General features: G+C 49.5%; 1 protein-coding gene. It reads right to left on the reverse strand.

The annotated features are described in order from the left end of the window. Positions 1 to 1,300 (reverse strand): DUF2235 domain-containing protein (locus tag NZM04_07985; GenBank protein MCS7063961.1); only part of this gene is annotated, 1,300 nt, incomplete at both ends.

Genomic DNA, 1,300 nt, shown 5'->3' on the forward strand with positions numbered 1-1,300 from the left:
GGATACCATTAAAATAATAAAAATTATCAATGCCTGAAGGAATAGTTCGGTTATTGATAGCTGGATCAATAAGCCTATCTTTTAAAGTGTTGGAGACTGTATTTTGCTGCGCTATATATACAAAACTTTCATTCACATTCGGCGGGATCGTTTTTGTATATCCGATATCTATATCGTTGTATGGCCAGCCCATTGCATACACCGGATCGATCATGTGCATTTGGGTGATGATCTTTTCATTGCTGTAAGGAGGCACTAAATATGCATTGGGCACCACTTTGATATTACTCACTGCACCAGGATAGCCTGCATAACTAACTTCAATCTTCGTCCCTGCACTCAAATCAGGAATGCCTTCATTATAGATTCTATCAGCCACTTGCATCATGCTCACATTCCCCCGACTCCATCCTGCCATGTTGATCACTGTATCGCCATTATTGTAATTCTGCACGATCTGATTGTAGGCAGCATTGGCTACACTTGTCACGCCTAATCCTGTCATGCCTTCTATTACCCCTTCGTTAGGACTTCCAACACCGGGGAAGTAATGAGCATTAGCACCTGCATAATTCTCCACTAATTGTTGAACTACGGTCTGGCTTCCGTCCGGCTTAGGATAATGCGTCCCCTCAAATCCATAAAAAGCCCTGCCCGTCGGATCCACGCCATTCACCGGATCATTATTCGCGTAACTGTAGAGGCTCATATCTGAGGCGTAGCCAAGGGGATCGGCGGCTAGGAAACGCGCGGTGGGATAATGATATAGCCTTGCCCCCATGTGAATGACCTCGCCTTCGAGGCGATACCCCCGCCAACCGCTCGCCTCGTGCAAGCCCACTCCCTCGCCCAGCCGCTTCTTTACTGCTTCACGCGAGGGGCCGTAACCCAGATAACGTGTCTCTTTCCACGTCATCACGTTGTTATAAACATACCTCACGCTATGTCCATACGCATCATTCACGTTCCCCCTTGCCACCGCACTCCCTCCCGTGCCGCTTCCTTCCTCGATCCACGCCTCTACCCCGCCAATCCCGTGCAAAGAACCATATCTCCCATCAAGGTCCGGCCCATGCACTTTCCATGTGCGTTGTCCATTCACCGCCACACCGATCTCAAGAAATTCGTGAAGGGGATCGTAGAAGTATTGTTCGTGTCGACTCAGCCAAGCGTAATTCTGGATCGTCCACCCCTCTGTCTTGATGCGTCTGCCCAGCGCATCGTAGATGAAACGTTCGTCCGTCCCTTTCCCGTCAGCTTCTCGCACCCATCGGTAATAGATGCGCCCTTGGGCATCGTA

The organism is Candidatus Methylacidiphilales bacterium, assembly GCA_025056655.1.
Taxonomy (GTDB): Bacteria; Verrucomicrobiota; Verrucomicrobiia; order Methylacidiphilales; family JANWVL01; genus JANWVL01.